Source organism: Streptomyces sp. NPDC040610 (assembly GCF_055594065.1).
The window spans coordinates 162,620-189,237 of the sequence record NZ_JBVIXA010000008.1 but is presented as its reverse complement, the minus strand read 5'-3'; the positions used below and the strand labels follow the sequence as shown (position 1 = coordinate 189,237).

The 26,618-nt window shown below is 72.3% G+C and carries 23 protein-coding genes; 17 read left to right on the top strand and 6 right to left on the bottom strand.

All coding sequences use genetic code 11. The features are described 5' to 3' along the window. The first annotated feature begins 1 nt into the window (after position 1). The 16 genes from asnB to ACZ6AA_RS26560 are packed head-to-tail and all read left to right on the top strand — an operon-like array spanning position 2 to position 20,617. A complete protein-coding gene (gene asnB / locus ACZ6AA_RS26635; protein ID WP_468455583.1) occupies positions 2-1,939 on the top strand; it encodes an asparagine synthase (glutamine-hydrolyzing) in 1,938 nt (645 codons plus the stop codon). A gap of 27 nt (positions 1,940-1,966) precedes the next feature. Next, positions 1,967-4,162: a bi-domain-containing oxidoreductase gene (locus ACZ6AA_RS26630; RefSeq protein WP_471460381.1), complete on the top strand. Its 2,196-nt coding sequence runs from the start codon at positions 1,967-1,969 to the stop codon at positions 4,160-4,162. After that, positions 4,159-6,144 (top strand): alginate lyase family protein, encoded by a 1,986-nt coding sequence (locus ACZ6AA_RS26625; protein ID WP_471460379.1) that lies wholly within the window; start codon positions 4,159-4,161, stop codon positions 6,142-6,144. Before ACZ6AA_RS26630 ends, ACZ6AA_RS26625 begins: the two co-directional genes overlap by 4 nt. A 13-nt stretch (positions 6,145-6,157) precedes the next feature. Continuing rightward, entirely contained in the window at positions 6,158-7,690 is a 1,533-nt protein-coding gene (locus tag ACZ6AA_RS26620) for a right-handed parallel beta-helix repeat-containing protein (RefSeq protein WP_468455578.1), read from the top strand. 1 nt (position 7,691) lies between these two features. Then, a complete protein-coding gene (locus tag ACZ6AA_RS26615; protein ID WP_468455576.1) occupies positions 7,692-8,987 on the top strand; it encodes an O-antigen ligase domain-containing protein in 1,296 nt (431 codons plus the stop codon). Positions 8,988-9,004: 17 nt separating this feature from the next. Further along, the gene (locus tag ACZ6AA_RS26610; protein WP_471460667.1) at positions 9,005-10,279 is read left to right on the top strand and encodes a glycosyltransferase; all 1,275 of its coding nucleotides are present in this window, start codon (positions 9,005-9,007) and stop codon (positions 10,277-10,279) included. Then, the gene (locus tag ACZ6AA_RS26605) at positions 10,280-11,533 is read left to right on the top strand and encodes a class I SAM-dependent methyltransferase (RefSeq protein ID WP_471460377.1); all 1,254 of its coding nucleotides are present in this window, start codon (positions 10,280-10,282) and stop codon (positions 11,531-11,533) included. Beyond that, positions 11,530-12,324 (top strand): glycosyltransferase family protein, encoded by a 795-nt coding sequence (locus tag ACZ6AA_RS26600; protein WP_468455572.1) that lies wholly within the window; start codon positions 11,530-11,532, stop codon positions 12,322-12,324. Before ACZ6AA_RS26605 ends, ACZ6AA_RS26600 begins: the two co-directional genes overlap by 4 nt. Next, entirely contained in the window at positions 12,321-12,971 is a 651-nt protein-coding gene (locus ACZ6AA_RS26595) for a PIG-L deacetylase family protein (RefSeq protein ID WP_468455570.1), read from the top strand. The genes ACZ6AA_RS26600 and ACZ6AA_RS26595 overlap by 4 nt, the downstream gene beginning before the upstream one ends. Positions 12,972-12,974: 3 nt before the next feature. Next, positions 12,975-14,000 (top strand): NAD-dependent epimerase/dehydratase family protein, encoded by a 1,026-nt coding sequence (locus ACZ6AA_RS26590; RefSeq protein WP_468455568.1) that lies wholly within the window; start codon positions 12,975-12,977, stop codon positions 13,998-14,000. Then, complete coding sequence (locus ACZ6AA_RS26585; RefSeq protein ID WP_468455566.1) at positions 13,997-15,271, top strand: DUF4910 domain-containing protein; 1,275 nt, start codon at positions 13,997-13,999, stop codon at positions 15,269-15,271. Before ACZ6AA_RS26590 ends, ACZ6AA_RS26585 begins: the two co-directional genes overlap by 4 nt. After that, a complete protein-coding gene (locus tag ACZ6AA_RS26580) occupies positions 15,268-16,551 on the top strand; it encodes a hypothetical protein (protein WP_468455564.1) in 1,284 nt (427 codons plus the stop codon). The genes ACZ6AA_RS26585 and ACZ6AA_RS26580 overlap by 4 nt, the downstream gene beginning before the upstream one ends. Beyond that, entirely contained in the window at positions 16,548-17,495 is a 948-nt protein-coding gene (locus tag ACZ6AA_RS26575) for a glycosyltransferase family 2 protein (protein ID WP_471460374.1), read from the top strand. Before ACZ6AA_RS26580 ends, ACZ6AA_RS26575 begins: the two co-directional genes overlap by 4 nt. After that, a complete protein-coding gene (locus ACZ6AA_RS26570; protein ID WP_471460372.1) occupies positions 17,492-18,736 on the top strand; it encodes a polysaccharide pyruvyl transferase family protein in 1,245 nt (414 codons plus the stop codon). The genes ACZ6AA_RS26575 and ACZ6AA_RS26570 overlap by 4 nt, the downstream gene beginning before the upstream one ends. Continuing rightward, positions 18,733-19,284: a dTDP-4-dehydrorhamnose 3,5-epimerase gene (rfbC, locus tag ACZ6AA_RS26565; protein ID WP_468455559.1), complete on the top strand. Its 552-nt coding sequence runs from the start codon at positions 18,733-18,735 to the stop codon at positions 19,282-19,284. Before ACZ6AA_RS26570 ends, rfbC begins: the two co-directional genes overlap by 4 nt. Before the next feature lie 7 nt (positions 19,285-19,291). Next, positions 19,292-20,617 carry a glutamate-1-semialdehyde 2,1-aminomutase gene (locus ACZ6AA_RS26560; RefSeq protein ID WP_468455558.1) on the top strand — a complete coding sequence of 442 codons (1,326 nt, stop codon included), beginning with the start codon at positions 19,292-19,294 and terminating at the stop codon, positions 20,615-20,617. 7 nt (positions 20,618-20,624) lie between these two features. On the opposite strand, the gene ACZ6AA_RS26555 is transcribed toward ACZ6AA_RS26560, so the two are convergent. From ACZ6AA_RS26555 to ACZ6AA_RS26535, 5 genes are all read right to left on the bottom strand, one after another. After that, positions 20,625-21,284 (bottom strand): phosphatase PAP2 family protein, encoded by a 660-nt coding sequence (locus ACZ6AA_RS26555; RefSeq protein ID WP_468455556.1) that lies wholly within the window; start codon positions 21,282-21,284, stop codon positions 20,625-20,627. 245 nt (positions 21,285-21,529) lie between these two features. After that, positions 21,530-21,964, bottom strand: a complete 435-nt coding sequence (locus ACZ6AA_RS26550; RefSeq protein ID WP_471460369.1) for a VOC family protein — start codon at positions 21,962-21,964, stop codon at positions 21,530-21,532. A 78-nt stretch (positions 21,965-22,042) separates the two neighbouring features. Continuing rightward, positions 22,043-22,765, bottom strand: coding sequence for a maleylpyruvate isomerase family mycothiol-dependent enzyme (locus ACZ6AA_RS26545; protein WP_468455552.1), 723 nt, complete (start codon positions 22,763-22,765; stop codon positions 22,043-22,045). 157 nt (positions 22,766-22,922) lie between these two features. After that, on the bottom strand, positions 22,923-23,807 hold the full coding sequence (locus ACZ6AA_RS26540; protein ID WP_468455550.1) for an NAD(P)H-binding protein: 885 nt from the start codon (positions 23,805-23,807) through the stop codon (positions 22,923-22,925). Positions 23,808-23,942: 135 nt separating this feature from the next. Beyond that, positions 23,943-24,992, bottom strand: coding sequence for a YncE family protein (locus ACZ6AA_RS26535; protein WP_471460366.1), 1,050 nt, complete (start codon positions 24,990-24,992; stop codon positions 23,943-23,945). 172 nt (positions 24,993-25,164) lie between these two features. Here ACZ6AA_RS26535 and ACZ6AA_RS26530 point away from each other — a divergent pair, with 172 nt between their 5' ends. Beyond that, positions 25,165-26,058: a LysR family transcriptional regulator gene (locus tag ACZ6AA_RS26530; RefSeq protein ID WP_471460364.1), complete on the top strand. Its 894-nt coding sequence runs from the start codon at positions 25,165-25,167 to the stop codon at positions 26,056-26,058. Between the two features lie 51 nt (positions 26,059-26,109). On the opposite strand, the gene ACZ6AA_RS26525 is transcribed toward ACZ6AA_RS26530, so the two are convergent. Then, complete coding sequence (locus tag ACZ6AA_RS26525; protein WP_468481840.1) at positions 26,110-26,328, bottom strand: hypothetical protein; 219 nt, start codon at positions 26,326-26,328, stop codon at positions 26,110-26,112. Positions 26,329-26,618 lie beyond the last annotated feature (290 nt).

The following is a 26,618-nucleotide window of genomic DNA, read 5'->3' as shown; positions in this document are numbered from 1 at the left end:
CATGTGTGGTATCGCAGGCACTTACCGATGGCCGGACGGCAAGGCCGTGACCGACCGCCTCACCGAGACCCTCGCGCACCGCGGTCCGGACGGGGCGGGCCGGTACAGCCACCCCGTCGGTGACGGCGCGGTGGAGCTGGGGCACCGTCGTCTCGCCATCATCGACCTGTCCGAGACCGGCGCCCAGCCGATGGTCTCGGGCGGCCTCGCCCTGACGTACAACGGCGAGCTGTACAACGCGCCCGAGCTGCGCGCCGAGTTGGCGTCCTTCGGGGTGCGCTTTCGCGGGACCTCCGACACCGAGGTGGTGCTCGAGGCGTGGCGGCGCTGGGGCACGGACTGCCTGGCCCGGCTGCGCGGGATGTTCGCGTTCGGGATCTTCGACGAGCGCACGGGGGACCTGGTGCTCGCCCGCGACCAGCTCGGCATCAAGCCGCTGTTCCTGCTCCGGCGCGGCCCGGGCCTGGTGTTCGCCTCCGAGCTGAAGGCGCTCGCCGCCGTGACCGGCGGGTCGTTGGAGGTGGACCACGGGGCGTTGGTGGCCTCGCTCCTCTACTACTGGGTGCCGGACTCGCGGTGCGCGTTCCGCGAGGCGGAGAAGCTGCCGCCGGGGAGCTGGCTGAGGTGCCGGGCCGACGGCCGGGTGGAGCGCGGCCGGTACTGGCATCTGAAGGACGTCGCCGCCGAGGGCCGGGAGCGGTATCTGAGCGGTGAGCAGCCGGACCTGGCGGCCATCGTCGAGCAGTCGACCCGGCAGCACCTGCTGTCCGACGTGCCCGTGGCGACGTTCCTCTCCGGCGGTCTCGACTCCAGCTATCTGACCGCCCTCGCGGCCCGCCACCAGCCCGGGATCTCCGCGTACACCATCGGATTCCGCGCCGAGGACGCCAAGTTCGAGGCGATGCCGGACGATCTGCGCTACGCCCGGAAGGTGGCCGAGCAGTTCGGCGTCGATCTGCACGAGATCGAGATCGCTCCGAACGTGCTCGATCTGCTGCCGCAGATGACGTACCACCTGGACGAGCCGATCGGCGACCCGGCCGCGATCAACACGTTCCTGATCTGCTCGGCCGCCCGGGAGGCCGGGGTCAAGGTGATGCTCTCGGGGATGGGCGCCGACGAGCTGTTCGCCGGGTACCGCAAGCACCTGGCCAATGTGCTCGCGCTGCGCTACCAGCGGGTCCCGCGGCCCCTGCGGCGCGGGGTGGCCGGGGTCGTGGACCGGCTGCCGGTGGCCTCGGCCCGCCGGGGGTACCGGTCGGTGCGGTTCGCGAAGCGGTTCCTGTCCTTCGCGGAGCTGCCGGAGGAGACCGCGTTCCGGCGCAGCTACACCATGTACGACCAGGAGGAGCTGCTCGCCCTGGTCGATCCGGACCTGGCCGGGACGGTCGAGGACGTGCTGGCCGAGCACGCGGACGTCTACGAGGACAATGCCCTCGACGACCCTGCCGACTTCGTCAACCGCATGTGCCTGGGCGACGCCCGGATGTTCCTGCCGGGCCTGAACCTCGCGTACACGGACCGCTCCAGCATGGCCGCGTCGACCGAGGTGCGGGTGCCGTACGTGGACGTCGAGGTGGTCAAGGCGGCGTTCGCGGTGCCCGGCGACCGGAAGATCGTCGGAAGGCAGGGCAAGGCCGTCCTCAAGGAGGCGGCCACCTCGATCCTGCCCCGGGAGATCGTGTACCGGCCCAAGGGCCTGTTCAGCGCCCCGCTGCGGGCCTGGATGAGCCGGGACCTGGCGCCGCTTGTGCGCGAGGTGGTCAACGACGGCGTGCTCGTCAACTCCGGGCTGCTGCGCCGGGACGCCCTCGCGCGCATGGTCGCCGAGGACGCAGCCGGGCAGCGGGACTTCTCCAAGCATCTGTGGCATGTGCTGACCCTCGAGTACTGGTACCGCGGCGCGACCTCTGGCTCCGGCCAGAGCCAAGCGGCCTGACGGCGTGGAAGAAAAATAGGAGCTCCGGTGAAACAGGTTGTACAGAACTACAAGAGCGGCGAGCTCGCGGTGCTCGACGTGCCGGTACCGGGGTGCAAGCCGGGCGGTGTGCTGGTCCGCAGCGCCTACTCGCTGATATCCACCGGGACCGAGCTCATGAAGGTGTCCGAGGCCGGCATGTCGATGCTCGGCAAGGCCCGCTCCCGTCCTGACCAGGTGGCCAAGGTCATGCAGAGCGTGGCCACCAACGGGCTGCCCTCCACGTACCGCAAGGTGATGGGCAAGCTGGACTCCTACACACCGCTCGGCTACTCGCTGTGCGGGGTGGTCGAGCAGGTCGGCGCCGGGATCGACGATGTGGCGGTCGGTGACCTGGTGGCCTGCGCGGGCAATGAGCACGCGCTGCACGCCGAGCTGAACTGGGTGCCGAAGAACCTCTACGCCCCGGTGCCCGACGGCCTCGCCCCGCGGCACGCGGCTTTCGGCACCGTCGGGTCGATCGCGATGCAGGGCGTCCGCCGCGGCGAGCCCCAACTGGGCGACGTGGCCCTTGTCATCGGCCTCGGCCTCATCGGGCAGCTGGTGGTGCAGCTCCTCGTCGCCTCGGGAGCCCGTGTCGTCGGCGTCGACCCCGACCCGGCGCGCTGCGAACTCGCCGAGCGCCTGGGCGCGGCGGCCTGCGGCGATCCCGCGTCCGCGGCCGTGGAGGCCGCCGTCGCCGAACTCACCGACGGTCACGGTGTGGACCAGGTGTATCTGGCCGCGGGCGGCGGCAGCAACGAGCCCGTCGAGCTGGCCGCCAGGCTGTGCCGGGACCGCGGCCGGGTCGTCGACATCGGCAAGTGCCGTCTGGACCTGCCCTGGAACGCGTACTACGAGAAGGAACTCGACGTCCGGTTCTCCCGCAGCTACGGCCCCGGGCGCTACGACCCGGAGTACGAACTGGAGGGCCGCGACTACCCGATCGGCTACGTGCGCTGGACCGAGCGCCGCAACCTGGCGTGCTTCCTCGATCTCGTGGCCCGCGGCCGCGTCGACGTGGAGCCCCTGGTCTCGCACATCGCCGACTTCGACGACGCCGTGGAGACGTATCAGCGCCTGAAGGACGGCGAGCTGAAGGCCGTGGCCGTGCTGTTCCGGTACCCGGACCCGAGCGGCCAAGCCGCGAAGGCACCGGCACCGGAGGTGGCCGTGCCCACGGTGAACGTGCGGAGCGGCGGCGGGGTTTCCGTCCCGTCCCGGTCCGCCGCGGGGCCGGTGCGCCTCGCGTTCGTCGGCGCCGGGAACTACGCGACGTCCATGCTGCTGCCGCACCTCGCGGAGCGCGACGGTGTCACGCTGTCGACCGTCGTCACCACGACGGCGCTGTCCGCGGCCAACGCCAAGCGGAAGTTCGGCTTCGCGGAGGCGACCACCGATCTCGACGCCGTGCTCGGCGACAAGTCCATCGACGCGGTGTTCGTGGTCACCCGGCACAGCTCGCACGCCGACCTGACCCGCAAGGCGCTCCTGGCGGGCAAGGCCGTGTTCGTGGAGAAGCCCCTTGCGCTCACCGAGGACGAGCTGGCCGGTGTGCTCGCGACGGTGGAGGAGTCCGGCAACGACCGGCTGCAGGTGGGCTTCAACCGCCGGTTCGCGCCGCTGCTGCGGGAGGCGAAGAACCGGTTCGGCGCCCGGACCGGTCCGGCGAGCCTGCGCTACCTGGTCAACGCGGGCCGTCTGCAGCACGGCAGCTGGTACCTCCAGCAGGGCAGCGAGGGCTCGCGGTTCGCGGGCGAGGGCGGGCACTTCGTCGACACGGCGAGCTGGCTGCTCGGGGCCGACCCGGTCTCGGTGTACGCCGTCGCCCCGGCCGGCAACGAGGACCTGCAGATCGTGCTGCGGTACCCGGACGGGTCCACCGCCACCCTCAGCTACGTCACCACCGGCGCGCCCGGCTTCCCCAAGGAGACGCTGGACCTCGTCGCGGACGGCAAGGTCCTGAAGCTGGACGACTTCGTCCGTGCCTCCGTGCACGGACCCGACAAGTGGGTCAGTTCGCGGCTGCCCAAGGCCCGGGACAAGGGCCAGAACGCCGAACTGGCCGCGTTCGTCAAGGCCGTGCGGACCGGCGGGCCGATGCCGGTGCCGCTGCAGTCCCTCGTCGCCACCACGGCGGCCACCCTCGCCGTGCAGCAGAGCCTGGTCGGGGGCGCGCCGGTGACGTTGGCGAGGCCGCGATGAGCATGAGCGCGGGCTGGTACCTGCGGCGCTTGTCCCGGATGGGGCCGCGGGAGATCGGCGGCCGGGTGAGCGACACCGTGCGCAGGCGGCGGTGGCGTTCGGCGCGGCCCGACTGCCCGAGCGTGACCGGCGCCCGGTTCACGGCGGTGCTGCCCGCCGGGACGATCGCCGCGGTGCCCCCGGACGCCGCGAAGCGTCTCGTCGCCGAGGCGGACCGGCTGCTCGCCGGGCACGTCGAGTACTTCGGGGTGGTCCGCGACGACCTGGTCGACCCGGACTGGTGGTGCGACCCGAAGACCGGGCGCAGGGCGCCGTGGGGCTACGCCTTCGACGTGCCGTACCGCAACGAGGACGCGGTCGGCGACATCAAGCAGATCTGGGAGCTGTCCCGGCATCAGTACCTGACCGTGCTCGCCGCGGCCTACGCGGTCACCGGGGACGAGCGGTACGCCGAGCGTGTGGCCGAGCACCTGCGGTCGTGGTGGGCGGCGAACCCGCCGCTGCGTGGCGTGCACTGGATCAGCGGCATCGAGCTGGGCATCCGCCTGCTCTCCTGGGTGTGGGTCCGCCGCCTGCTCGACGGCTGGCCGGGCGCGGCCGACCTGTTCGAGGGCAACCCGGTGGCACACCACCAGATCTGGCACCACCAGCGCTGGCTGGCCGCGTTCCCCAGCCGGGGGTCGTCGGCGAACAACCACGTCATCGCCGAGGCAGCCGGGCAGTTCGCCGCGGCCTGCGCGTTCGGGTGGTTCCCCTCCTCGGCGCGCTGGCGGGACGGCGCGCTGCGGTCCCTGGACCGGCACTTGCGCGGCAACACCTTCCCCTCCGGCCTCAACCGCGAGCTGGCCACCGAGTATCACGGGCTGGTCCTAGAACTCGGCCTGGCCGCGCTGGCCGAGGCGGACGCGGCCGGGGTGCCGGTTCCCGCGACCGTCCGGCTCGTGCTGCTGCGGATGACCGACGCGCTCGCGGCCGTCGTGGACGGCCGGTTGCGGCCGCCGCGCCAGGGCGACGCGGACGACGGGCACGGTCTGGTGGTGGACGGCGCGGGCACCGAACGCTGGGGCTCGCTCCTCGCCACCGGGGACGCCGTGTTCGGTCGGCTCGACTGGTGGCCGGCGGTGACCGGCACCGATGTGCGCACCCCGCTGCTCTCCGCGCTCATCCGGCCGTACGGGAAGAAGGGGACCACGCCGGCCGTGACCCGCCCGGTGCGCCGACCGGGTCACTTCGCCGACGCGGGGCTCACGATCCTGCGCGGCCCCGAGGAGATCTGGTGCCGCTGCGACGGTGGTCCGCACGGGTTCCTCTCCATCGCCGCGCACGGCCACGCGGACGCGCTGTCCCTGGAGGTCCGGCACGACGGGGTCGATGTGCTCGCCGACCCGGGGACGTACTGCTACCACGGGCAGCCCGCGTGGCGGCGGTACTTCCGGTCGACCCTCGGCCACAACACCCTGGAGCTGGACGGCACCGACCAGTCCGTCTCCGGGGGCCCGTTCCTGTGGATCCGGCATGCCCGCAGCCGCGTCCTGGTCGCGGACACGACCGGCGCCGCCGAGGGGGGTGTGGCCCTCTGGTCCGCCGAACACGACGGCTACGGGCGCTCCGTGCACCGCCGCCGGGTGGAACTGACCGCCGAGACCAAGGAGTTACGGGTGGTCGACGAGGTCATCGGCCGCCAGGGTCCGCGCCGGGACGTGCGCCTCGCCTTCCACCTCGGACCGGCGGTCGCCGTGGATCTGGTGGGGAACTGGGCGGTGCTCACCTGGTCCCGGGACGGCGAGGTCCGCTCCGCGGTGCTCGACCTGCCGGGGCAGCTGAGCTGGCGGGCGCATCGCGGCGAGAGCGATCCGCCGCTGGGCTGGTACTCCCCCGGTTTCGGCCGCAAGGAGCCCGCGACCACGCTGGTCGGCACCGGTGTCGCCGACGGCTCCGCGCAGTCGGCGGAGTTCACCACCGTGCTCAGGTTCTGCGGCTAGGGGGCGCGTGGTGATGAAGTGGCGGCACTGGGCGTTGCCCGCGGCACCGCTGGCGCTGGTCCTGCTCGCGGCGACCGGCTGCACGGGCGAGTCGGACGCCCCGGAGAAGCCGACCGGCAAGCCCTCCACGTCCGGGGCGCACTCGACGTCCGTGGCCCGGGTGTGCGCCAAGCCCTCGGCCGGGCCCGAGAAGGCTCCCGCGGGCGCGGTGACGGTCGACCCCAAGGTGGTCGGTGACCTGGCCGCTAAGACCAAGAGCAACCCGCCGAACACCACGTTCTGGCTGCGTCCGGGCAAGCACCGGCTCGACCCCGACCGCTTCTCCCAGGTCATCGCCAAGAAGGGGAACCGCTATCTCGGCGCTCCGGGCGCGGTGCTCGACGGCCGGAAGATCAACCAGTACGCGTTCAGCGGCAGCGCCCGTGACGTCACCATCCGCCATCTGACCGTGCAGCGTTTCGTCGCGCCGAACAACGAGGGCGTGGTCAACCACGACATGGCCGACGGCTGGGTGATCGAGCACTCGAAGATCCAGTACAACTCCGGCGCCGGGCTCATGGCCGGTGCCCGCCAGCAGGTCCGCGCCAGCTGCCTGCGCGCCAACGGGCAGTACGGAATGAACGCGTACAAGACCGGCGACTCCATCAAGGGCCTGGTGGTCGAGGGCAACGAGGTCGTGGGCAACAACACCGACAACTGGGAGAAGCGGAAGCCGGGCTGCGGCTGCACCGGAGGCATCAAGTTCTGGGCCGTCAACGGCGCCGACATCCGCGGCAACTGGGTGCACGACAACCGCGGAGCCGGGTTGTGGGCGGACAACAACAACAATGACTTCCGCATCGAGAACAACGTCCTCGAAGCCAACGACGGCGCCGCGCTGATGTACGAGACCAGCTACAACGCGGTCATCCGGAACAACACGATCCGGCGCAACAACTGGGTCGAGGGCCGCAGGAGCGCCGACCGGGGCGACAACTTCCCGTACGCGACCGTCTATGTGTCCGAGTCCGGCGGCGAGCCACGGATCCGGGCCCGCACCGACAAGATCGAGATCTCCCGGAACCTCTTGGAGAACAACTGGTCCGGGATCACCCTGTGGGAGAACTCCGACCGGTTCTGCAACAGCCCGGCCAACACCTCGACGGGCTACTGCACGCTGCTGGTGAAGGACCTCGACCGCTGCGAGCGGCCCGCGATCGCCAAGGCGCCGCTGTACTCCGACTGCCGGTGGAAGACGCAGCGGGTGGACATCCACGACAACCGCTTCGTCCTGAAGAAGTCCGTCGTCAAGTGCGGGGTGGAGTGCGGCCGCATGGCGGTCCTCGCCAACTACGGCACCTACCCCAAGTGGTCGCCGTACAAGGGCAAGCGGGTGTCGGACGCGATCACCCACAAGCAGCGCAACCGCTGGCACGACAACGTCTATCGCGGGCCGTGGAGCTTCGTCGCGGCCAACACGGACGGGACGCTCGACTCCGGGCAGTGGCAGGCCACTCCGTACCGGCAGGACACGGGCAGCACCTTCGACCCGCGGGCCGGTGGTTGAGATGGGCGGGGACCTGCTGCGCAGGGGGCTGCCGGGCGCACCGGATCCGACGGGCACACAGCCCGGTGCCGAAGTGCGCCCCGAGGGCACGCCGAAGGCCGTCGGGATCGTCTGGGCACTCCTTGCCCTGAACACGCTCGGCTCCGCCGGGGCGAAGACCGTCGTGACGCTGCCCCGCTCCCTGATCCAGATGGCCACCATGGGGGCGCTGGTCGGCGCGTTCACGCTGGCGCTCGCGCTCAATCTCCGGCTGCGGATCCGGCCCAGCGCCTTCGTGCTCCTGCTCACCCTGCTGCTCGTACCGAGTGTGATCTCCAGCGCGAACCTGGAGGTCGGGTACGGCGCGCTGTTCCGCTGCGCCCGGCTCGCGCTCTTCGTCGGCACGCTGTGGCTGCTCAGCCGCTGGTGGAACGGCGACGTGACGTTTGTGCGCTACCACATCCGGATGTACTTCGCGGTGCTCGTGTCGGTGGCCGCGGGCCTGGTCGTCGCGCCGGGCACGGCCATGCCCGAGTACTACGGCGGGCGTCTGGTCGGCGCGTTGTGGCCGCTCACGCCGCCGCAGATCGGACAGTACGCCGCGGTGATCATCGGGCTCACCGTGCTGCTCCTGCTCGGCCGCATGGCGGACAGGACCAGTGCGGTGGTGATCATCGTCCCGTCCCTCGTCCTGCTCGCGCTGACCCACACCCGCACGGCCACCCTCGGCATGCTCATCGGCCTCGTCCTCGCGATCAGCTCGCTCGTCCTGACCAGCGCCGCCGCCCGCCGCTTCTTCGCCTGGACGGTGCTGATCGCCACGGTGGCCGCGGTGGCGTTCAGCTCCGCGCTGCAGTCCTGGTACCTGCGCGGACAGAGCCAGGAGAACCTGTCCAACCTCACCGGTCGGGCCAAGGTCTGGGACGCCCTGCTCGCGGCGCCCCGGACGACCGGGGAGAAGGTGTTCGGCGTCGGCCTGAGCGACAAGTCCTTCGGCGGACTGCCGATCGACAACAGCTGGCTGGCCGTCTACCACGAGCAGGGCCTGATCGGCGTCACCATCGTGGCGGCGCTCATCGCCGTCCTCGGCGGTGTCGCGCTGCTGCGGCCGCCGTCGCTGCCGCGGGCCTGCGCGATCTTCCTGATCAGCTACTGCGCGATCTCCTCGTACACCGAGGCCGGACTCGGCGACGCCTCGCCGTATCTGCTGCATCTGGGCCTGGCCGCCTCGCTGCTCGCGGTGCCCACCGCCGCGGCCACGCCCCTCTCCACGACCGCAGTCCCCCGACGACGTGTCCCGCGATGGGCCAGGAGGTGACCTCGAGCATGCATCAGCTGCACGTCCTAGTGGTGCACAACCGATACTCCTCGGCGCAGCCGAGCGGCGAGAACAGGGTCGTCGACGAGGAGGCGCGACTGCTGCGCGCGGCCGGTCACCGGGTCGACGTGTTCGAGCGGCGCAGCGACGACATCGCCGCCCGCTCGCTGCTCGGCAAGGTCGCGGTGCCGCTCCTCGTGCCGTGGAACCCGGCGGTCCGCTCGCGGCTCGCCGACCGGCTGCGCGCCGACCGGCCGGACGTGGTGCACGTCCACAACGTCTTCCCGCTCCTGTCCCCCGCGGTCCTCGCCGCCTGCGCCGACGTCGGCGTGCCGGTCGTCGCCACGCTGCACAACTACACGCAGGTCTGCCCGCCGGGCACGCTGCACCGGGACGGCAAGGCGTGCACCGAGTGCGTCGGGTCGAAGGTGTCGCTGCCCGCCGTCCGGCACGGCTGCTACCGGAACTCCCGGCTCGCGACGGTGCCGCTCGCGGTCAGCCTGACGGTCAACCGGCGGCGGTGGTGGAACGGCGTGGAGCGGTTCTTCTGCATCTCCGCGGCGCAGCGCGACGTCCTGGTGCGGTCCGGGATGCCCGCCGAACGGCTCGCGGTGAAGCACAACTTCGTCCCCGACCCGGGCATCCGCAGGACGGGCCCCGGCGAGCATCTGCTCTTCCTCGGCCGCCTCGCGGAGGCCAAGGGCGTGCGGCTGCTCATGACCGCGTGGGACGAGATCGCCGCGGGCGGCGGGGTGGGCGTGCCGCTCGTGCTCGCCGGGGCGGGGCCGCTGGAGCGGGAGGTGGCCGACTGGGCGGCGGGGCGGGACGACGTGCGGTATGTCGGCCTGTGCGCCCCCGAGGAGTGCCGGGAGGTCGTCGCGCGGTCGGTCGCGGTGCTGGCGCCGTCGATGGCGATGGAGACGTTCGGCCTGGTGGTGGCGGAGGCGATGGCGGCGGGGGTCCCGGCCGTCGCCGCCGCTCACGGTGCCTTCGTCGAGCTCATCGAGGACGGGGTGACCGGGCTGCTCCACCAGCCGGGCGACGCCTCCTCGCTCGCGTCCCACATCCGCAGGATCGCGACCGAGCAGGACCGCAACCGGGAGATGGGACAGGCGGCCCGGCGCCGATACGAGGGGAACTTCAGCCCGACCGTCGGTCTGGAGCGCCTGGAGGAGGGGTACCGCACCGCGATCGCGGGGCGGTCCGGCGGCGGGCACAGCACGCCGCCGGCAGGCAACGGAAACACGGGCTCGCTGCGGGGCACCCGCGCGGGCGGAGATGGGGGGAACTAGATGACAGGATGCCGACTCTGCGGCTCGACGACGCTGGCCAGCGTCGTCGATCTGGGGGCGACGCCGCCGTGCGAGAGCTTTCTCGCCGCGGACCAGCTGGACAAGCCGGAACCGGCGTACCCGCTGCACCTGCGGGTCTGCACCGAGTGCTGGCTCGCGCAGATCCCGCCGCTGATCACGCCGGAGGAGACGTTCGAGGAGTACGCGTACTTCTCCTCCTTCTCCACCTCCTGGGTGGAGCACGCGCGCGGGTTCGTCGCGGACGCCGCGGCGCGGGTGGGGCTCGGCCCCGACGCCTTCGTGGTCGAGGTGGCGAGCAACGACGGGTATCTCCTGAAGCACGTGGTGGCCCGGGACATCCGCTGCCTCGGCATCGAGCCGTCGGTGAACGTCGGTGCCGCGGCACGGGAGGCGGGCGTACCCACACTCACGGAGTTCCTGAGCCCGGACACCGGCGCGGCCGTCCGCGCCGAGCACGGTCCCGCGGACCTGGTCGTGGCCAACAACGTGTACGCGCACATCCCCGACGTGGTCGGGTTCACGAAGGGGCTGCGCGCCCTGGTCGCCGACGACGGCTGGGTCTCCATCGAGGTGCAGCACCTGCTGACGCTGATCGAGGAGAACCAGTACGACACGATCTACCACGAGCACTTCCAGTACTACACGGTCGCGTCCGCGATCCGGGCCCTCGCGAGCGGTGGACTCGCCCTCGTGGACGTCGAGTTGCTGCCCACGCACGGCGGCTCCATCCGGCTGTGGGCCCGGCCGGCCGAGGTGGCCGGTGAGCCCTCGCAGCAGGTGGCCGACGTGCTCGTCCGGGAGAAGGCCGCGGGCCTTCAGGAGCTGTCCGGGTACACCGAGTTCTCCGCCCGTGTCGCCAAGGTGCGCCGGGATCTCCTGAAGTTCCTCATCGAGGCGGCCGAGCGCGGCGAGACGGTCGTCGGCTACGGCGCCCCCGGCAAGGGCAACACCCTGCTCAACCACTGCGGCATCCGGCCCGACCTGCTCGCGTACACGGTCGACCGCAACCCCTACAAGCACGGCAGGTTCACCCCGGGCACGCGCGTCCCGATCCTGCCGCCCGAGCAGATCGCCGCCGACAGGCCCGACTACGTGCTCGTCCTGCCGTGGAACCTGCGGGCCGAACTGACCGAGCAGCTGTCCTTCGTCCACGAGTGGGGCGGCCGCCTCGTCTTCCCCATCCCGGAACTGAGCGTTGTCGAGGCAGGCGTCGTGAAGGAGGTCACAGCATGAAGGTCGTCCTGTTCTGCGGCGGTTACGGAATGCGGATGCGCAGCGGCGCCGCGGACGACGTGCCCAAACCGATGGCGATGGTCGGCCCCAGACCGCTGATCTGGCACGTCATGCGCTACTACGCGCACTTCGGCCACAAGGAGTTCATCCTGTGCCTCGGGTACGGGGCCCATCACATCAAGGACTTCTTCCTCAACTACGAGGAGACGACGTCCAACGACTTCGTGCTGCGGGGCGGCCGCACCGAGCTGCTCTCCACCGACATATCCGACTGGACGATCACGTTCGCGCAGACCGGCATCGAGTCGCCGATCGGGGAACGCCTCCGCCGGGTGCGCCACCACCTGGACGGCGACGAGATGTTCCTCGCCAACTACGCCGACGTGCTGACCGACGCCCCGCTGCCGGAGATGATCGAGCGGTTCTCCCGGCGTGACGCGGGGGCGTCGATGATGGTGGTGCCGCCGCAGTCGTCGTTCCACTGTGTGGAGCTGGGCGAGGACGGTCTGGTGGGGGGCATCACGGCGGTGAGCGACATGCCGCTGTGGGAGAACGGCGGCTACTTCGTGCTCCGCCAGGAGGTCTTCGACCACATACCGGAGAACGGGGACCTGGTCGCCGACGGCTGCGCCCGGCTGGCCAAGCAGGGCCGCCTGGTGGCGCACCAGCACCGTGGCTTCTGGAAGCCGACCGACACCGTGAAGGAGCGCGCCGCGCTCGACGGCGCCTACGCCCGGGGCGACCGCCCGTGGGCCGTGTGGGAGCGCGACGGCGTGGGGGTGAGCGTGTGATCCGGCTCGGGGCGGGGCGCCGCCTGGACCGGGTCGTCGCGGTGGGCGCGCACTGCGACGACATCGCCATCGGCGCGGGCGGCACCCTGCTCGCGATGTGCCGCGCGCGGCCGGGTCTCCGCGTCGACGCGCTGGTGCTCTCCGGCGGCGGCAGCGAGCGGGAGCAGGAGGAGCGGGCCGCGCTCGCCTCCTTCTGCCCGGGTGCCGAGCTCGACCTGACGGTGCTGAAGCTGCCCGACGGCCGGATGCCCGCGCACTGGGAGGAGGCCAAGGCGGCGGTCGAGGAGCTGCGGGCGCGGACCGAGCCGGACCTGGTGCTCGCGCCGCGCACCGAGGACGCGCACCAGGACCACCGCGGCCTGGCGAAGCTGATGACCACCGCGTTCCGCGACCACCTGGTGCTCGGCTACGAGATCGTCAAGTGGGACGGCGACCTCGGCCGTCCGTCGGCGTACCAGCCGCTGTCGCCGGAGATCGCCGAAGAGAAGGTCCGGCTGCTGCAGGAGCACTATCCCTCGCAGCGGCACCGGCCCTGGTACGACCGCGAGGCCTTCCTCGGCCTCGCGCGGATCCGCGGCATCGAATGCCACGCGCGCTACGCCGAGGCGTTCGCCGCGACCAAAATCACGCTCGATCTGGGGGACTGAAACTTGCGCGTACTGCTCACCGGACACCAGGGCTACCTGGGCACCGTCATGGCCCCGGTACTGACGGCCGCCGGGCACGAGGTCGTCGGCCTCGACTCCGGCCTGTTCGCCGACTGCGTCCTCGGCCCGGCCCCCGCGGACCCGCCCGGTCCCCGGGTGGACCTGCGCGACGTCACGGCCGACCACGTGGCCGGGGTGGACGCCGTGATCCACCTGGCCGCGCTGTCCAACGACCCGCTGGGTTCCCTCGCCCCGGAGCTGACCTACGACATCAACCACCACGCGTCCGTGCGCCTCGCCCGCCTGGCCCGCGACGCCGGAGTGCGACGCTTCCTGTACGCGTCCACCTGCTCGGTCTACGGCGCCGCGGGCGGTGACGACCTGGTGGCCGAGGAGGCCCCGCTGCGCCCGGTGACGCCGTACGCGGAGTCCAAGGTGCGCGTCGAGGACGACCTGCACGCGCTGGCCGACGGCGACTTCAGCCCGGTGTACATGCGCAACGCCACGGCCTTCGGCTACTCGCCCCGCCTGCGCGCCGACATCGTGCTGAACAACCTGGTGGGCCACGCGCTCCTGTCCGGCGAGGTCCTGGTGATGTCCGACGGCACCCCGTGGCGCCCGCTCGTGCACGCCGCCGACATCGCCCGGGCGTTCACGGCCGCGCTGACCGCGCCGCGCGAGGCGGTGCACGACCGGGCGTTCAACATCGGCAGCGAGGTCAACAACGTCACGGTCGCCGAGATCGCCGAGCAGGTCGCCGAGGCGGTGTCCGGCTCGAAGGTGGTGATCACCGGGGAGACCGGCGCCGACCCGCGGTCCTACCGCGTGGACTTCTCCCGGTTCCGGGACGCGATCCCCGGCTTCGACTGCGAGTGGACGGTGAAGCGGGGAGCGCTCGAACTCGCGGAGGCCTACCGTAAGTTCGGGCTGACCCGGGAGGACTTCGAGCGGCGCTTCACCCGCCTCGCCGTGCTGCGCGCGGCGTCCGACGCCGGTGCCGTCGACGACACCCTGCGGTGGAGCCGATGACGTCGGCGGGCGCGCGGATGCACGCCCTGGTGGAGCGGCTCTACCCGCTGTGCCGGAGCATCACCGGCGACGGTGTGCGCGCCACCCTGGACATCGTCGGCGAGTACGTACCGCTCCAGGTGCACGAGGTGCCGACCGGGACCCAGGTGCTCGACTGGACCGTGCCGCAGGAGTGGAACATCCGCGACGCGTACATCGCCGACAGCGACGGCAACCGGGTCGTCGACTTCGCCGCGTCCAGCCTGCACGTGCTCGGCTACAGCGTGCCGGTGCACCGGACGATGCCGCTGTCCGAGCTGCGCGCACACCTGCACACCCTGCCGGACCACCCGAGCTGGGTGCCGTACCGCACCAGCTACTACAAGCCGGAGTGGGGCTTCTGTCTGGCCCAGGAGACCTTGGACGCGCTGCCCGACGGCGACTACGAGGTGCGTGTCGACTCCACGCTCGCGGACGGCCACCTCACCTACGCCGAGCACGTGGTCCCCGGGCAGGTCCCCGACGAGGTGATCGTCTCCTGCCACGTCTGCCACCCGTCGCTGGCCAACGACAACCTGGCGGGCATCGCGGTGGCGACGTTCCTGGCCAGGGCGCTCGCGGAGGAGACGCCGTACTACACCTACCGGTTCGTCTACGCGCCCGGCACCATCGGGGCGATCACGTGGCTCGCCCGCAACGCGGAGCGGATCGACCAGGTCAAGCACGGGCTCGTGCTCGCCTGCGCGGGCGACTCGGGGCAGCTGACGTACAAGCGGAGCAGGCGCGGCGACGCGGAGATCGACCGGGTCCTGCGGCACGTCCTCACCGCCTCCGAACGCCCGCACCGCGTCACCGAGTTCACTCCGTACGGCTACGACGAGCGGCAGTACTGCTCGCCCGGGTTCAACCTCGGCGTGGGCTCGCTCAGCCGGACCCCGTACGCGGGCTACCCCGAGTACCACACCTCGGCGGACAACCCGGACTTCGTCTCCCCGGAGGCGATGGCGGACACCCTCGCCGTCTGCCGCGAGGCGTTCGCCGTCCTGGACCGCAACCGGAGCTACGTCAACCTCAGCCCCTACGGCGAACCGCAGCTGGGCAGGCGGGGGTTGTACGAGTCGCTCGGCGGGCGCAGCGACGCGCAGCAGGCCCAGATGGCCATGCTGTGGGTGCTCAGCCTCTCCGACGGCGAGCACAGTCTGCTCGACGTCGCCGAGCGGGCCGGGCTGCCGTTCGACGCGGTCGCGGGCGCGGCCGACGCCCTGCACGGTGCCGGACTGATCAAGGCATGACACCGATGACCACCGACGGGGAGAAGCGCACCGCCAAGCGGGCCATGGCAGGACGGCTGTCCTGGGGACTGGCCGACCAGGCGGTCTGCAGCATGACCAACTTCGCGGTGGGGATCTATGTGGCCCGCTCCCTCGGGCTTTCCGCGTTCGGTGTGTTCAGCCTGGCCTGGGTGACCTACGGCGTGGTCCTGAGCGTCTCGCGCGGGCTCGCCACCGACCCGTTGGTGGTGCGCTTCAGCGGCGTGCCGGACGCGGCCTGGCGCACGGCGGCGGCCCGGTCGTCCGGTACCGCGCTCGGCGTCGGCGGTGCCATCGGCGCGGTGTGCCTGGTGGTCGGGCTGAGCGTCGGCGGACGCGTGGGGCCCGCGTTCGCGGCCCTCGGCGTGGTGCTGCCCGGGCTGCTCCTGCAGGACGCCTGGCGGTACTCGTTCTTCGCCGCGGGCACCGGACGCAAAGCGTGCGTCAACGACCTCTTCGGAGCCGTCGCGCTCGTCCCGGCCCTGCTGGTGGCGGCCCGCGTGGGCACCGTGGAGGCCTTCGTGCTCGCCTGGGGCGCGGCAGCCGCGGTGGCCGCCGGGTACGGCTGCCTCCAGTCCGGCATCCGGCCCCGCCCCGACCGGGCGCGCGTGTGGCTGCGCGAGCAACGTGACCTCGGCTACCGGTACCTGGTCGAGAACGTCGGTGTCAGCGGCGCGTCCCAGCTGCGGGCGTACGGGCTCGGCGCGATCGTCGGGGTCAGCGCGGTGGGCGTGGTCCGGGGCGCGGAGCTTCTGCTCGGACCGTTCCTCGCCCTGCTGATGGGGCTTTCGCTCGTCACGGTCCCGGAGGCGGCGCGGGTGCTGCGGCAGGCCCCGCACCGCCTGGCCGCGTTCTGCCTCATGCTGTCCGGCGGCCTCGCCGCCGCCGCGCTGCTCTGGGGCGGGGCGCTGCTCCTGGTGCCGGACGGGGCCGGCGAGCACGTGCTCGGCGACGTCTGGCACTCCGCATCAGAGCTCATCGTGCCCGCCGTGCTCGGTGTCGCGGGCTCCGGCCTCGGCATCGGCGCGGCGGCCGGCCTGCGCGCGCTCGCCGCCGCCCGGCGCAGCCTGCGCGCCCAGCTGTTCGCCTCCGCCTGCTACGTCGGCGGCGGGCTCGGCGGGGCGGCCGCGGGCGGCGCGCTCGGCTCGGCCTGGGGCGTCGCCGCCGCGACCCTCTGCGCCTCGGCCGTGTGGTGGCTGCAACTGCGGTCGGCCCTGCGCGAGCACCACCGCAATCCCATCCCCGAAGTGAGGACGCAATGACGGCCCAACCCCGGCTGAGCATCGGCCTGCCCGTGTACAACGGCGAGGAGTACCTCTCCGAGGCGCTCGACGCCCTGCTCGGCCAGACCTACGAGGACTTCGAGCTGGTCATCTCCGACAACGCCTCGACCGACGGGACCCAGGACATCTGCCGCCGGTACGCCGAGAAGGACCCGCGCATCCGGTACATCCGCCTGACCCGGAACATCGGCGCCGCGCCGAACCACAACTACGTGTTCACCCAGTGCCGCGGCGAACTGTTCAAGTGGGCCTCGCACGACGACCTGTACGCCCGGGACCTGCTGCGGCGCTGCGTGGAGGCGCTCGACGAGCGTCCCGACGTGATCCTCGCGCACGCCGACCAGGCGGTCATCGACGAGAACGGCCAGGTGAAGGTCCCGTACGAGTACACGCTCGCCACCGACTCGCCGCGTGCGCCGGAACGCTTCCGCAGCATGCTGTTCGAGCCCGGCGGCGACGACTTCTACGGCGTGATGCGGGCCGACGTGCTGCGCCGCGTGAAGCCGCACGACAGCTATCACCACGCGGACCGCACGTTCGTCGCCGAGATCGGCCTGCACGGGCCCTTCCACCAGGTGCCGGAGCTGATGTACTTCCGCCGCGACCACCCCACACGGGCCGAGCGGGCGAACCCCTCCAAGCGGTCCCGGTGCGTCAACCTGGACCCGCGCCGGGCGGGCCCGCTGCACCCGACGCCCCGGCTGCTCGCCGAGTACGTCTGGGGCTTCGTCTCGGCGATCCGGCGGGCGCCGCTGTCCTCGGCCGACCGGCGCGCGTGCTACCGCCACCTGGCGGCGTGGGCGACCAGCCGCGCCCGGCCGGGCACCGGTGAGCGGGTCGAGGACCGCGCCCCGGTCGACCCGGCCCGGCTCACCGTCTCCGTCGACGCCCTCGTGGCGGGACGCGAGGGGAGGAAGGCGTGAGGTCCGCGCACGGAACCCCGGTGCGCGTCGGGGTGTTCGGCCTGCTCGGCTCCGGCAACCTCGGCAACGACGGGTCGCTCGAAGCCGTCCTCGGGTACCTCCGCGCCGACCGTCCGGATGCGGTCGTGGACGCCCTGTGCGGCGGGCCCGAGGTCGTCGCGGCCCGGTACGGGATCCCCGCGACGCGGCTGCACTGGTACCGCGGGGAGTACCGGACCGCGTCGCGTGCGGGGGCGATCGCGGGCAAGGGCCTCGGCAAACTCGTCGACGTCTTCCGCACCGCCGCCTGGGTGCGCCGCCACGACGTGGTGATCGTGCCGGGCATGGGCGTCCTTGAGGCCACGCTGCCGCTGCGGCCCTGGGGCTTCCCGTACTCGCTGTTCCTGCTCTGCGCGTCCGGGCGGCTGCTTCGCACCCGGGTCGCGCTGGTCGGCGTCGGCGCCGCCGCGATCCGCGACCGGCCGACCCGGGCCCTGGTGCGCTGGTCGGCGCGCCTTGCCGCGTACCGGTCCTACCGGGACGCCCCGTCGCGCGACGCGCTGCGGGACATGGGCGTGGACACCTCGCGCGACGAGGTCTACCCGGACCTCGCCTTCGCCCTGCCGACGCCGTCGGGGAGCACGCCCTCGGGCCCGCCCGGTCCGGTGTGCCTCGGCGTCATGGACTTCCACGGCGGCAACGACGACCGCGCCCGGGCCGAGGAGATCCACCGGCGCTACCTGGACGGGACGACGCGCTTCGTCCGTGCGCTCGTCGCGGACGGCAGGCAGGTCCGCCTCGTCACCGGCGACGCGTGCGACGCGACGGTGGTCGCCGCGATCCTCGAAGCGGTGGACTCGCCGCTGGTCACCGCGGCCAAGACGGCCTCGCTCGCCGACCTCATGCGGGAGATGGCGGGTGCCGACGCCGTGGTGGCGACCCGGTACCACAACCTGATCTGCGCGCTGAAGGTCGGCACTCCGACGCTCGCGCTCAGCTACGCGGCCAAGAGCGACGTGCTCATGGCCCAGATGGGTCTCGGCACGTACTGCCATCCGGCACGCGAGGTCGACGCCGACCGGCTGCTCGAACAGTTCCGGGCCCTCGAGCAGCGATCGGCGGAGCTGCGCCGGACCCTCACCGAGCGCAACCACGACGCCTCCGGGCGCCTCAAGCACCAGTTCAGCGCCCTCACCACGGCCCTGTTCCCGGCGGCCGACCGCGCCCACGCCAAAGCCACTGCCCTGCGGGAGACACCATGAAAGCGACCGAAGTCCCGGCGATCGTCGGCGCGTACCTCTTCGAGCCGACGCCGTACGCCGACGAGCGCGGCTTCTTCTGCCGCACCTTCGACGCCGACGTGATCCGCTCGGTGGGCCTCGACCCGGACGCCTTCATCCAGGACAGCGTGTCCCGCTCGGTCCGTGGCGTGCTGCGCGGCCTGCACCTGCGCTCCGGGGCGGGCGAGGCCAAGCTCGTGCGGTGCTCGTACGGGAAGATCTTCGACGTCGTCGTCGACCTGCGGCCGGACTCGCCGACGTACCGCAACGTGGCCTCCTTCGAGCTGTCCGGCGACACGCAGGTGACCCTGTACATCCCGGCGGGGTGCGCGCACGGCTTCCAGGCGCTGACCGAGACCGCCGACACCTCGTACCGGATCGACCGGCCGCACGATCCCGCCGAGGACGTGACGATCGCGTTCGACGACCCGGAGCTGGCCGTCCCCTGGCCGCTGCCGGTCACATCGATCTCTCAGCGGGACCGCGAGGCACCGAGCCTCGCCGAGGTCCTCAAGCTCACGGAAGGGTGAAGTCCGCTTGGACACCGAAGAGTTCCGACTGCCCCGGTCGCGGCAGGCGAACGAGCGGCTGCACGCCATGGTCCCCGGGGGCGCGCACACGTACGCCAAGGGCGACGACCAGTACCCCGAGGACCTGGCGCCGGTCATCAGTCACGGCCACGGCGCCCATGTGTGGGACATCGACGGCAACCGCTACATCGAGTACGGCTCGGGGCTGAGGTCGGTCAGCCTCGGTCACGCCCACCCCCGTGTGCTCGAGGCGGTGCGGCGGGAGCTCGACCGCGGCAGCAACTTCGTGCGGCCGTCCCTCGTGGAGGTCGAGGCCGCGGAGCGCTTCCTGGCGACCGTCCCGACCGCCGAGATGGTGAAGTTCGCGAAGAACGGCTCCGACGCCACCACCGCCGCGGTGCGCCTGGCACGTGCCGTCACCGGCCGCCCGCGGGTGGCCCTCTGCGGCGACCACCCGTTCTTCTCCGTCGACGACTGGTTCATCGGTACGACGCCGATGTCCGCGGGCATCCCGGCGGCGACCAACGAGCTGACCGTGGCGTTCCCGTACGGGGACCTGGCCGCCACGGAGGAGCTGCTGTCCCGGTACCGGGACGAGGTGGCCTGCCTCATCCTCGAACCCGCCGCCCACACGGAGCCCCCGCCCGGATATCTCGCCGGTCTGCGCGAGTTGGCCGACCGGCACGGCTGCGTCCTGGTCTTCGACGAGATGATCACCGGCTTCCGCTGGTCCGAGGCGGGCGCCCAGGGCCTGTACGGCGTCGTGCCCGACCTGTCCACGTTCGGCAAGGCGCTGGGCAACGGGTTCGCCGTCTCCGCGCTCGCCGGGCGCCGCGAGCTGATGGAGCGGGGCGGCCTTCGGCACTCCGGCGAGCGGGTGTTCCTGCTGTCCACCACGCACGGCGCGGAGACGCACTCCCTGGCGGCGGCGATGGCCGTGCAGACCGTGTACGTCGAGGAGGGCGTCACCGCGCGTCTGCACGCACTCGGCGAGCGGCTGGCCGCCGGTGTCCGCGACGCCGCGGCCAGCATGGGGGTCGGCGACCACGTCGTGGTCCGGGGCCGGGCCAGCAACCTGGTCTTCGGGACCCTCGACGGGAACCGGCAGCCGTCGCAGGAATACCGCACCCTGTTCCTGCGCCACCTCCTCGCGGGCGGGGTGCTCGCCCCGTCGTTCGTGGTGAGCAGCGCGCTCGACGACGCCGACATCGACCACACGGTCGATGTGGTGGCCCAGGCGTGTGCGGTGTACCGCAAGGCGCTGGACGCGGGCGATCCCACCCCGTGGCTGGCCGGGCGGCCGGTGAAGCCGGTGTTCCGGCGCTTGGCGTGACGGGACGTCAGCCGCGCGTCCGCTGATCGGCGGCCGTCCGACCCTCCAGTCGGTCGGCCGTCCGGTCGACCAGCCACGCTGCCGCCGGTACCACCACCAGCGCGGTGCACCAGCCGCCGAGGACGTCGGTCGGGTAGTGCGCCACCAGGGCGACCTGCGCCCAGCCCATGGCGGCACCGGCGACCAGCGCGGCGGCCAGCACGAGGAGCGTGCCGGCCGCCCTGCCGAGGCCGCGCAGGCCGGCCGCGAGCAGCGCAAGGGCGAGGGCGAGGGCGGTGAGGAAGGCGGTGTGCCCGCTCGGGTAGGACAGGTTGTCGGCGCCGTGGATGGTGCGTCCCACCACGTGCTTGAGCAGCGTCGTGGTCACCACGGCCAGGCCGGGGCCGACCACGACGAGCACCGCAGCGCGCGGTCGGCGCCGGAGCAGGCAGCCCGTCACAGCCGCCACGACCAGGAGCGCCGCTCCGGCGGGTTCGCCCCAGAAGTCCGTGGCGAGAGCGACGTTCCGCCACGGCCGCCGCACACTGTCCGCCGTCGGATCGATGATCCACCTGTCCACGGCGCCGGGTTCGCTCTGACCGGCGTACAGGAACCCGACCGTGACCACCACCAGCACGGCCAGGGCCGCGATCAGCCCGAGCCACGGGCGCAGCGACGGGGGCAGCACCGCGGGTGTCGACCGCTCGGCCGGGCGCCCGCCGCCTCCGGTCGGCCTCCGGTCGCTCGCCGCGACCGGTAAGTGGTGCTCCGGATCTTGGCTTCGTAAGGCGGCGCGCCTTCGTGAGGCGGCCCGCGGGGGCGACCCCTCATCCGACCGGTGGGCAGTCATCAATCAGCGCCTTCCTCTTCCCGCTGCTCCAGGCGCTCGTGCAGACTGCCCGGCCCGTCCGCCCCACCATACGGTCAGGGTGGTCAGTCGAGACAGAACTCGTTGCCCTCGATGTCCTGCATGTTGATGCAGGACTCGTTCTCCTCGTCGGCGAGCAGCACGCGCCCTCGTACCGCTCCGAGCGCGACCAGGCGCGCGCATTCCGCCTCGAGGACGGCCAGGCGCTCCTCCCCCACGAGGCCGGTGCCCGCCCGCACGTCGAGATGCACCCGGTTCTTGGCGACCTTGCCTTCGGGCACGCGCTGGAAGTACAGGCGCGGGCCCGCGCCCGAGGGGTCGCTTGCCGCGAACCAGGAGTCGCGCTTCTCGGGAGGCAGGGACTGCTTGTACTCGTCCCACGTGGCGAACCCCTCCGGTGGCGACGGGGCGACGTACCCCAGCACTTCGCACCAGAATCGACCGACGCGCTCGGGTTCGGCACAGTCGAACGTCACTTGGACCTGCTTGATCGTTGACATCGGCGCACCATAGCAAGGGGCCTGTGCCGGTGGCCTCCCTGTTCTGCCGGTGGCCTCCCGGCAGGGATGCGGATGCTCTCAGTCCGCGGGGTCGGGCGGCCATGGACCCAGTTCCGGCAAGTCGGGGCCCGTCGTGTCCAGGTGGCCGTCGGTCTCGCGGCCGGACATCCAGGCCGCGAGGTCACGCACCGCTCCGGAGACCTCGACTGTCGTGCCCGTGCCCAGGGCCCCGGTGAACTCGTCGTCGGTGGCCCGCAGAAGCAGTCGCGTGCCGACCGGGGCACGAGCGGACAGGAAGTCCAGGGCGTGCACGGCGAAGTCACGCGGCCAGTCCCGGGGGCCGTAGCCGACCGCGAGATCGACCGCGTGGATCTCCGCCTCGCGCCACCGTGCGAGGGCGGTGTCCAGCACGGTGGCGTGGCGGAACCGAACGGTGCGCTGCCAGTCCGACTCCGCCAGTCGGCCCCATGCGTCCTCCAACGACCCCTGCGTGAGCTTCAGTTCCTCGCGCAGCTCGGCCACGGGCCTGGCGGCCCCTTCGTCGATGGACCGGTCACGTCCTTCCTGCCCGCCGTCGTACATGTCGACGAGCTCACCCCGCAGCGCGGCCAACGCCTGCGCCTCGAAGGCGCGGGCGTTGTCGGCGAGGTGTTGGAGGACGTGCCCGCGGGTCCAGCCGGGCAGGGCGGAGGCCCCGCTCTTGCGCTGGTCGTCGAGTCGACCGGCCAGTTCGAGCACCCGGGCATGCGACCGCGCGACGCGAGGCACCAGTTTGTCAGGGGCTATGGAGTAGTTGACCACTGTCGAAGCCTAACCATGGCGGCCCGCTTCCGGCGTTCGTCCTGGAGCCGATGCCCTGGACCCGGTGGCCCTGGACCCGATGTCCTGCGCCCGGTGTCCAGGTCCACGACGTCCCGGGTCCCGGCCTCCTGGTGCGCCAGCGCCCGGGCGCGGTCGCTCAGTTCGTCAGGGCGGGCTTGAGCACCTCCTCGCACCACTGCCGGAACGTGGTCGGCGTGGTCGATTCCGGGGTGCGCGGCTCGGCGTTGTCGAGGCCGCGGTTCTTGGCCTCGAACATGTCCACCATCCCTTGCGCCATCGCGTCGGTCATGCCGAAGCCGGTCATGCGCGCCTTGAGGGCCGAGCCAGGGACCTGCCGGTAGTGGATCTCCCTGCCGATCACTTCGGAGACGATGCGCGCCATGTCGGTGGGCGACAGGTCCTCGGGGCCGAGACAGGCGACCTGGCCCGTGCCCTGCCAGGTGTCGTCGAGCAGCAGTTCCGCCGTGGTCGCGGCGATGTCGCGGGTGGCGACGGTGGGGGCCTTCAGATCCGGGTCGATCATCATGAAGAACGCGTCCTGCTCGTTGATCGAGCCGACGTGGTGCAGCAGGTTGTGCATGAACGACGGGCAGGCCACGGCCCGGAGGGCGACGCCCGAGGCGGCGATCAGATCGCACATCGCCAGTGAGGACGTGACCAGGCCCGCGTGGTCCACCTGCGGCGTGCCGCGGCCGAGCGCGGTGATGGCCACCACCCGGCGTATCCCGTGGCGGGCGAAGGCCTCGCAGGCGGGGCGGGTGAAGTCGACGTAGACGGTCTCGGCGCTCGGCGCGTCCCCGTCGTCCGGGGCGAGCCAGAAGACCGCCTCGGCGCCCTCGCACGCCCGGTCGATGACGTCGGCGTCGCCGTGCGAGCCCTCGATCACCTCGGCGCGCTCCCGCACTTCGGGTGCGAGCCGCGCGGGGTCACGGGCGACGAGGCGCAACGGCGCCCCGCGGTCGAGCAGGTCGTCGACGAGCTGACGGCCGATGGTGCTGGTGGGGGCGGTGATGACGATCATGAGTGGGCCTTTCTGGATGTGTGGGTGGGGGTGGACCGGTGCGGGGCCCGGCCGGTGCGGGATCGGGGGGGGCGGAACTGGGCACGCCGGATGCGGGCGGGGCGGGCCCGGGGCGTGGCTCGGGCAGGACGTCCCTCACGCCCGCCGCGGGATGTAAGCCAAGCCATGCGCACCCGAATCCCCGAAAGCCGGGTGCCGCAGGCGTGTCAGGGGCCGCAGCGTCTCCAGGTCGACGATGTCGACGGTGGACGAGGCGTAGCAGGCCACGTACGCGATCCGGCCGTCGGGCGACGACGTGATGGTCAGCGGGACGAGTCCCACCTCGACCTCGCCGAGCCGCTTGTGGGTGTCGGCAGCGAAGACCGTGAGGCGGCCGGGCGCCCTGCGGCTCGTTCCGGCCGCCCGGTCGCGCTCCGTGCCCACCTCGCCCGCGAGCAGCTTCCCCGTCGAGGTGAGGTGGAGGGGCATGGCGGCGTTCTCCAGGGGGAGGGTGTCGACGGCGGCCGCCGTCCGGGTGTCGATCACCCTGATCCCCGGGGGTGTCACGCCCTCCGCGGTGAAGGAGCCGCCGTGGGGCGCGGCGACGAAGGCGTGCGTGCCGTCGGCCGCGACGGCGACCCCTTCGCTGCCCGGCACCTCGACGCGCGCGGTGAGGGTTTCCCGTTCGAGGTCGAGGACCGAGACGTACGGCGCCTCCTTGTTGGCGACGTACGCCGTCGTTCCGGCCGCGTCGATGGCCAGCCAGTGCGAGCCGGGGGCGTCTGTGTCGATCCTGCCGAGGGGGCGGCGGGTCCGTGTGTCGATGACGACGACGCCGCCGGGGCGGTCCTTCGCGCCCTCCACGGTGACGTACAGACGGCCGCGCTCCGCGTCCAACGCGAGGCCGTGCGGGGCGTGTTCGGGGGCGAGGTCGACGACCTCGACGACGCTGCGGGCATCGGGGTCGATGACGGTCAGCTCGGTCCGGCGGCCGGAGTTCGCGTGGTAGAAGCCCGAGTGGTACGTCATCGTGCACCACAGCAGTCGCCGCTTCGGGTCGAAGCACAACTCGTGGGGCTGGGCGAGGGTTTCGACCGAGCCGAGGTACTGGTCGGACGCGGCGTCGAAGAACGACACCGACGGCCCGCTCTGGCAGACCACGGCCAGCACATCGCCTGCGCGACCGGCCCGTGGGGACTCCTGCATGACTGACTCCTTGCGCAAGGCGCTCGTGGGGCGACCCGCGTTCTCGGGGGGGGGGCGGCCCGCGTTCTCGTGGGCCTGCGTCCACCCTCCGAGCACGCGGGGCTGCCCGGCAATGCAAGAATCAGCATCCAATTATTGACTCAGGCGTAAAGATGCAGCTCAGGAGCCATCCATGGATCTCAACCTGCTCCGCGTCCTGGATGCCCTGCTCCAGGAGAACAGCGTGACCCGCGCCGCCGAGCGCCTCGGCACCTCCCCCGCGGCCACCAGCCGCACCCTGGCCCGGCTCCGTCGCGCCGTCGGCGATCCCCTCCTGGTCCGGGCGGGGCAGGGTCTGGTCCCCACGCCCAGGGCCGTCGAACTCCGCGACGAGGTGAGCGCGTTGCTGCGGGGCTGCGACGACGTGCTGCGGCCGGGGGCCGGGTTCGAGGCCGTCCATCTGCAGCGCACCTTCACCGTCCAGGCCACCGACCTGCTCCTGGCGGGGCTCGCCGGTCCGCTGTCCGAGCGGGTCCGCGCGGAGGCGCCGGACGTGGACGTGGTCTTCCTGCCCGAGGCGCTGGAGGGCGGCCCCGCGCTGCGGAAGGGCGCGGTGGACGTCGAGCTGGGCGTTCTCGGGCACCTGGACCCGGAGATCCGTACCCAAAGCCTCGTCCGGCGGCCGCTGGTGGGGGTCGCCCGCAGCGGCCACCCCCTGTTCCAGAGGCGGATCGACGCCCGCCGTTTCGCCGCCGCCGACCACATCGGCGTCTCCCGGCACGGCAAGCGCCTCGGCCCCATCGACCACGCCCTCGCGGAACACGGGCTGCGCCGCCGTGTCGCCGTCGTCGTCCCCAGTCACACGAGCGCCATGCTCCTCGCCCGGGACACCGACCTCGTCGCCCTCACCCTGGCCGACTGGCTCCCCGAGCCGACCGCGGCCCTCGGGCTGCGTACGTTCCCCGTCCCTCTCGACCTGGCCCCCGTCGACCTCGGAATGGCCTGGCACCCCCGCAACTCGGCGGATCCTGGGCACCGTTGGTTCCGCGAGCATGTGGCGGCGGCCGTCGAGGGGGCGTCCGGGTGACGCCGTACCGTGCCGCCACCCCCGCCTCAACTCCCGCCCGCCCGCGCCCCCTCAGCAGCCGACCTCCCACGCGAACGGCGGGAGTGTCGCCGCCCGCGCGTAGACCCCCACGGCCCACGGCGACAGGCAGCACAGCGGGTGCAGCCTCGCCTGCGGCAGACTGGCGAGCTGTCGCGCGCTGTGCGCCACGCAGCCGGTCATCTCCTTGCCGTCGGCGGTCAGGACCGTGACCGCCATGAGCGGCCCTTCGCACGGAGTCAAATCCTTCACGTCGGCCACCCTGCACCGCCTCCCCTGCTCCGCGTCGTGCTGTCGCATGCCGCCCACCCCCACGTAGTCGCACCGCAAGAGGTTGCCCGGATCAGGCCCGTTCACGGGCGAGTTGACCAGCTCGTCGAGAATCCTTTACGGGACACGAGCGGGAGCGCCACCGCCGGCGCATGCGTCTCCTGCGCGGACAACGGCGGCCCGGACAGCGCGGACAACTCTCCCATTGACAGACGCATACGCCCTGATCAATCATCACAGCGGACGGCCTCATCGACAGACGATTTACCCAT